Genomic DNA, 6,753 nt, shown 5'->3' on the forward strand with positions numbered 1-6,753 from the left:
TTACATTACGTCCAACTTCTCGCGAAGTTGATTAGCAAGGACGTTATCACTAGTGACCTTGTTAAACAAATCTCACAATCTTCTTGGAGATCACTCAATGAAAAAGTCGCTTCTCGCTCTTGCTGTGCTCGGCGCCTTCGCCGGCGCTGCTCAAGCACAAAGCAGCGTGACCCTGTACGGTATTATTGATGCGGGTATCAACTACACCAGCAATGTTGGTGGCCATTCGGCTTGGACCGCGACTGACGGCGTGATGCAAAGCAGCCGTTGGGGTTTGAAAGGCGCTGAAGATCTGGGCGGTGGCTTGAAGGCCGTGTTCCAGTTGGAAAACGGTTTCAACCTGATGAACGGTAAGCTGAACCAAGGTGGCCGCGAGTTCGGTCGCCAAGCTTGGGTTGGCCTGAGCAGCGCGACGGCTGGTACGTTCACGATCGGTCGTCAATACGACTCCGTGGTTGACTACCTGGGTCCGTTGGCTTCTGGCGCTCAGTGGGCCGGCTACATCGGCGCTCACCCGGCCGATAACGACAACCTGAACAACTTCTTCAGAACCAACAACTCGGTCAAGTACAGCAGCGTCAACTACAACGGCTTCAGCTTCGACACGTTGTATGGCTTCAGCAACTCCACCCAGTTCGCGAACAACCGCCTGTGGAGTATCGGTGCCGGTTACGCCAACGGTCCTCTGACTGTGGGCGCAGCTTACTTGTACGGTCAAAACCCGGGCTCCGCAACGAACGGCAACGGTGCTAACACCGACGGTACGTTCGGCGACGGTGCTCGCAACAAGCAAATCTGGGGCTTGGGCGGCGCCTACGCGTTTGGTCCGGCAACGGTTGGCTTGGTCTACACCAACGTCAAAGTCAACGGCACCGGCCTGATCAACGACAATGGCAACGGCGCAACCGATACCGACGTGCGCGTGCAGAACGTCGAACTGAACGGCAAGTACATGCTGACCCCGGCCCTGCAACTGGGTGCCGCTTACACGTACACCTGGGCGAAGGACGCTGCTGGTCTGAAGCCGAAGTACCATCAAGTCAACCTGGGCGCCGATTACTGGCTGTCCAAGCGGACCGATGCGTACGTGATCGGTATCTACCAAAAAGCCGCTGGCGACGCACAAGTTGCAGACATCAATGCGCTGGGCGCATCGGACACGAAGCATCAAGTCGCTGTTCGCGTCGGCCTGCGTCACAAGTTCTAATCTGACTTAACCGTCAGGTTTGAATCAAAAGGCACCTTCGGGTGCCTTTTTTTATGTTCGCGCAATCTCTTTTGTAGATTGACTTGGGAGTCAATTTAATTTAAACCTGAACTTTTCAGCATCCATCTTTCTCACTCTCATTTCCTCATGCAAATAGTCGAGGCGACATCCCTGGATCTGGAAACGCGGGCCAACGTGCACGACCACGAAGCATTGCGCTTGTGGCTCAGGTTGCTGACGTGCACCAATCTGGTCGAGACGGAAATCCGGTCTCGCTTGAGGCAGGACTTTGATTGCACGCTGCCGCGCTTCGACTTGCTGGCTCAGCTGGACCGGCATCCGGAGGGACTGAAAATGGGTGAGCTTTCGAAACGCATGATGGTAACCGGCGGCAACGTGACCGGCATCACGGACCAACTTGAGAAGGAAGGTTGGGTCATCCGCGAGAAGATGGAACACGACCGTCGCGCTTTTCTCATCAAGCTGACGCCCCGCGGAAAGAAAGCGTTCGCGAAAATGGCCCAGGCCCACGAAACCTGGATTGAGCGCACTATCGGGCAACTCTCGGCGACGGAGCGGGAACAGCTCTTTAATTTACTTGGCCGCCTGAAGGCTGCCATCCCGTCTCAGGGTTGAGCAGGCTTTTCAGCGTTGCCCTGCGACAGAACGTCCAGTTCGGCCTGGCGCTTGTCGGCGGGCTCAGCCGCCAATTCCTTAACCGCCTTGTAAAAAGCAGGCAAGTTTCCATGCTGCTGCGCGAGCAATGCCCTGAACGCCGGCACCCATCGGGAATAGTCAGCGTAAGCACCAAACTTGGCGTTGTTCAAGCCATTATCGATCCATCGGTCAAAGCCGGCGTAGCCACCCCAGGAGGCGCGCAGGTGCGCATAACTCACCCGTACTTCTCGGAAGATTCGGCGCTTTTCGATTTCCTTCTGCTCGCGGGGCAATGAGCTGGCATAGAGCTCGGCCAGGCGATCCCGATAGCGTTTGATGAGCGCTCGGAATGCGCGCCGATGCAGGTCAGCGACATCAGGGGCTTTGGCCGCACGAGGACGAGAGCGAAGCCAACGGGCCACACCCACGGCGGCCACAGTGACGGCAAAGGATTCGTTGAACATGGTATCGCCACGCACGTAAACGACCTGGTGGGCGAGTTCATGGAATATGATTCGCGCCAGCTCTGCCTCGGGATTGAACAAGAAGGTATTCAACAGAGGGTCGTCAAAATAGCCGAGCGTTGAGTACGCGGGCACGCCGACCGTGCAGGTTTCCCAGCCATGGCGTCGCAAGTCGCGCGCATATTGCTCGGCATCGGCGTGCGAATAGTAACCACGATAATCAACGCAGCCGGCAATGGGGAAGCAGGATTGCTTGAGCCTCAATGAGAGGGGCCGCGCGGCAAACACATCCCAAACAACGTAGGCGCGTTTCAGATCGGCATACTTCCTGTAACTGCCATTGTCGGGTAGGCCGAGCTTTTCGACAGCGTAGATGCGAATTTCCTCAGCCAAGCGTAAGCGCCGAAGCAAGCGTTCATCAACGCGGTCGCTCTTCGACAACGCATCGACCGGCCGCGCTGCTTCGAGCAATGCAAATTGTCCGTGAATAGCCTGCGCGTAATAATCGACTTCTGCGCAACCGCTCAAGCCCACGATGGCCCACGCGGCGCTTAGCCAGATAAGGGGCTGTCGCCATCCCCGACCGGCCCGCGCCGACATCATCGCAGCCTCATGCGGCGTCCAGCGCTTCGACCTCGACCAGACAATCGTAGAAGGTTGGCGCGCGCCCGAGGTCGGTCAACCGCTGACCGGTGACTTCGTTTGCGTTTTTACCGTCGGAGGTAAATTTCTTCCACCAGACCGACAGTCCGACAACCACGCCAGGTCGCGCCTTCTCCGTGACGCGGGCCTTGGCGATGAAACTGCCTCGGTCGTTGAAGATGCGTACCCCCTGGTGCTGCGCGATGCCCCGGGCCGCGGCGTCGGTCGGGTGAATGTCCAGATACGGTTCGCCCTCGACCGATCGCAGGCTCGCGACGTTGACGAAACTCGAGTTGAGGAAATGCCTCGCTGGCGGCGAGATCATTGCGAGCGGGAAGCGCTCGGCAAGAGCGGGGGCACTGGCGACGGATTCATACGGCGGCACCCAGTCGGGCAGCGGGTCAAGCCCGTCCTTTTCCATGGCCGCCGACCAAAACTCGCACTTGCCTGACGGCGTAGCAAACCCGCCTTGAGCAAAGGGGGCCCCAGGCAAAGCGAGCTTGATCCAGCCGGCGTCCTTCACACTTTGCCAATCGCTGCCGCCAAATTTCGGATCTGTCCAGCGCATCGCCTGAGCGGCCAGTTGGTCGTCTGTGTCGCGAAAGCACGGATCCGTCCATCCCATGCGACTAGCCAACAGCCGGAAAATCTCAGCGTTCGGTTTCGCTTCGCCAAGCGGCGCGATCGCCGGGTTATTGGCCATCACGTAGGTGTGGCCGTAGGCTTTGTGGATATCGAGGTGTTCGAGTTGCGTGGTCGCAGGCAGCACGATGTCAGCATAGTCGGCGGTATCGGTTAGAAAGTGCTCCAGCACGACCGTATAAAGGTCCTCCCGGGCAAAACCGGCGGCGACCTTGGCGGACTCGGGCGCCACAGCAACAGGGTTACTGTTGTAGACGATTACTGCCTCGATGCGTGGGCCGAAAGCGTCGTCACCCGGATGCGCCAGCGCGTCGCCGATGGTGGACATATTGATGGTGCGCGGTAGCGTTCGCGGCCATCCGGGTAACAGATCGGGACGCGACAGTGCAGCGACATCGGTAGGCGCAAACCCCGACGAGGAGAGCAGTAATCCGCCTGCGGCATCCCGCCAGGCGCCTATCAAGGCCGGCAGGCACGCGATGGCACGCACCGCCTGCCCACCCCCGTGAGTTCGCTGCATGCCGTAGTTCAGACGGATAGCCGCCGGCCGTAGCGTGCCATAATCCCGCGCGAGTTGCGTGACCTCTTGCGCCGTAATGCCGCAGATCGTAGCGACCCGCTCCGGAGGGTAGGCTTGAATACGCTCCTTGAGTTGGGCAAAGCCAAGCGTGTAACGCGCGATATATTCGTGATCGATCAGGTTTTCCTGGAGCAGAACGTGCATCATCCCCAGTGCGAGTGCGGCATCTGTGCCCGGCAGGAGAGCGATATGCTGGTGGCACTTCTCCGCGGTCAATGAGCGGTAGGGATCAATCGCTATGAGTTTCGCGCCGCGCCGCTTCGCTTCCTGTGCCTGCACCCAGAAGTGAAGGCTCGAGGTGATCGGGTTGCTGCCCCAAATCAGGATCAGTTTGCTATCGACGAAATGCTCGACGTGCATCCCGAAACCACCGCCGTAGGTATAGCGTAGCGCGGCACTGCCGGCGCTGGCGCAGATCGTCCGGTCGAGGAACGAAGCTCCCAATTTATGAAAGAATCGAGCCGCCATGCCTTCGCCCTGGACCAGGCCCATCGTGCCGGCGTAACTATATGGCACGATGGCCTGTGGATTGCGAGCGGCGATTTCGCGCAATCGTCCGGTGATTTCGTCGAGCGCTGCATCCCAGCTGATTTCCTGGAACCGGCCCTCGCCCTTTTTGCCAATCCGCTTGAGCGGGCGCAGGACGCGATCCGGGTGATAAGTCCGCTGCGCGTAGCGGGAGACCTTTGTGCACAATACCCCGTGCGTGGCCGGATGCTCCGGGTCCCCTTGAACTCGTGTGACGACGCCATTTTCTACAGTGACGTGTAACGCGCAGGTGTCGGGGCAATCGTGGGGACATGCCGCCCGAACGATGGTCTGCGTAGACGACGTCATAACATGACTCCTTGGTTAATCGCTGCCGCATGCGGTCTGCCGGGCAAATATTCCAATTGTAGTGGTCATCCGCGGAAATCAGTCATTGCTGCGTTGCGACATGATTCGAAATAGGCGGGTAGCGGGCATTGGGAGTAACATAATTGCTCGATTGATGAATGCGTCGCTTAGGATCTTATGAAACTAATTCCGGAAATTGATGCCGCTCGGGCCGAAATACAAACGATACGTCGCGATATTCACGCTCATCCAGAACTGTGCTTTGAAGAGCAACGCACTGCCGACGTGGTTGCCGGTAAATTGGCATCCTGGGGTATCCCGATCCACCGGGGGCTGGGTAAGACAGGCGTGGTAGGCATTATAAAAAACGGCGACAGCAAGCGGGCGATCGGGTTGCGGGCCGACATGGACGCGTTGCCAATTCAGGAAGTCAATACGTTTGATCACGCGTCGCAACATCCCGGGAAAATGCACGCATGCGGCCACGACGGCCATACGGCGATGCTTTTGGCCGCAGCGCGGTATTTGCAGAATCATCGCAATTTCGACGGCACCGTTTACCTGATTTTCCAGCCCGCCGAAGAAGGTGGCGGTGGCGCTCGGGAAATGATCAAAGACGGGCTATTCGAAAAGTTTCCCATGGAAGCCGTTTTTGGCATGCACAATTGGCCAGGGTCGAAGGTCGGGACATTTGGTTTGACGCCGGGCCCGATGATGGCGTCGAGCAACGAATTTAAAATCACCCTGACTGGCAAGGGCACGCACGCAGGGATTCCGAACAACGGCATTGATCCGGTTATCGCTGCCGTCCAGGTGGCACAGGCCCTGCAGACCATTATCACGCGCAACAAGCGGCCCATCGATGCCGCGGTGCTTTCGATTACGCAAATACATGCCGGCGATGCGACCAATGTCGTCCCGGACGTTGCCTGGCTCGGTGGCACCGTAAGAACTTTTTCCTTGGAAGTGCTTGACCTGATCGAGCAACGTTTGCGAGACATCGCCACGCACGTTGCGCGCGGCTTGGGTTGCGAAGCCGAAGTCCTGTTCAACCGGAACTACCCCCCGACAATCAACGACGACAAGCAAGCCGCGTTTTGCGCAGAAGTGATGCGTGAAATCGTCGGAGCGGAAAATGTCGACGCGAAGGTCGAACCGACGATGGGGGCCGAAGATTTCTCCTTTATGCTGCTGGAGAAGCCGGGATGCTACGTTTTTATCGGTAACGGTGACGGTGCTCACCGGGATAGCGGGCATGGTCTCGGTCCCTGCAATCTTCACAATGCCAGCTACGACTTCAATGACGACTTGCTCCCACTCGGTGGCACTTATTGGGTTCGGTTGGTCGAAAAATATCTCTCTAAAAACTGACCGAGCTGAGTTGACCTGCCCCATTCGCAGGTTGTTGCCAGCGATTCAGTGCGCTTGTGTCTTTTGGGGCCAGCCTCAAAAACGAACTTTACTAGAACCGCTAAGGCATGGTTTGGTGGGAGCAGGTCACGCCGTACTAATCTTGGGGAGCAGGTGAGGGGCAGGTCAGTTTACATCGATAATTTTTATTTAAAAAAGCAAAACCCCCAGCGCTGAGTCTGGGGGTTTTAGAGGGGAAGCCTGACGATTACCTACTTTCACACGGGCAATCCGCACTATCATCGGCGTGGAGTCGTTTCACGGTCCTGTTCGGGATGGGAAGGGGTGGTTCCAACTCGCTATGGTCATCAGGC

5 protein-coding genes and 1 rRNA gene are annotated in these 6,753 nt (G+C 57.9%); 3 read left to right on the plus strand and 3 right to left on the minus strand.

Annotation, left to right across the window (positions count from 1 at the left end; translation table 11 throughout):
- Positions 1–97: 97 nt before the first annotated feature.
- Positions 98–1,207 (plus strand): porin, encoded by a 1,110-nt coding sequence (locus tag EPN80_RS03705; RefSeq protein WP_293023811.1) that lies wholly within the window; start codon positions 98–100, stop codon positions 1,205–1,207.
- Between the two features lie 147 nt (positions 1,208–1,354).
- Positions 1,355–1,843: a MarR family transcriptional regulator gene (locus EPN80_RS03710; RefSeq protein ID WP_293023814.1), complete on the plus strand. Its 489-nt coding sequence runs from the start codon at positions 1,355–1,357 to the stop codon at positions 1,841–1,843.
- Here the strand turns inward: EPN80_RS03710 and EPN80_RS03715 are convergent.
- Entirely contained in the window at positions 1,834–2,931 is a 1,098-nt protein-coding gene (locus EPN80_RS03715; RefSeq protein WP_293023817.1) for an aminopeptidase, read from the minus strand. The genes EPN80_RS03710 and EPN80_RS03715 overlap by 10 nt on opposite strands.
- 7 nt (positions 2,932–2,938) lie before the next feature.
- Positions 2,939–5,029: a molybdopterin oxidoreductase family protein gene (locus EPN80_RS03720; protein ID WP_293023820.1), complete on the minus strand. Its 2,091-nt coding sequence runs from the start codon at positions 5,027–5,029 to the stop codon at positions 2,939–2,941.
- A 177-nt stretch (positions 5,030–5,206) separates the two neighbouring features.
- On the opposite strand from EPN80_RS03720, the gene EPN80_RS03725 reads away from it, so the two are divergent.
- Positions 5,207–6,400: a M20 aminoacylase family protein gene (locus EPN80_RS03725; protein WP_293023823.1), complete on the plus strand. Its 1,194-nt coding sequence runs from the start codon at positions 5,207–5,209 to the stop codon at positions 6,398–6,400.
- 238 nt (positions 6,401–6,638) lie between these two features.
- Here EPN80_RS03725 and rrf read toward each other — a convergent pair.
- Positions 6,639–6,752 (minus strand): 5S ribosomal RNA (gene rrf / locus EPN80_RS03730).
- Position 6,753: the final 1 nt, after the last annotated feature.

The organism is Pandoraea sp. (assembly GCF_004297875.1).
Taxonomy (GTDB): domain Bacteria; phylum Pseudomonadota; class Gammaproteobacteria; order Burkholderiales; family Burkholderiaceae; genus Pandoraea.

Coding starts and splice junctions, on each gene's coding strand:
- EPN80_RS03705 (WP_293023811.1), top strand. CDS start 98: ATGAAAAAGTCGCTTCTCGCTCTTGCTGTGCTCGGCGCCTTCGCCGGC.
- EPN80_RS03710 (WP_293023814.1), top strand. CDS start 1,355: ATGCAAATAGTCGAGGCGACATCCCTGGATCTGGAAACGCGGGCCAAC.
- EPN80_RS03715 (WP_293023817.1), bottom strand. CDS start 2,931: ATGATGTCGGCGCGGGCCGGTCGGGGATGGCGACAGCCCCTTATCTGG.
- EPN80_RS03720 (WP_293023820.1), bottom strand. CDS start 5,029: ATGACGTCGTCTACGCAGACCATCGTTCGGGCGGCATGTCCCCACGAT.
- EPN80_RS03725 (WP_293023823.1), top strand. CDS start 5,207: ATGAAACTAATTCCGGAAATTGATGCCGCTCGGGCCGAAATACAAACG.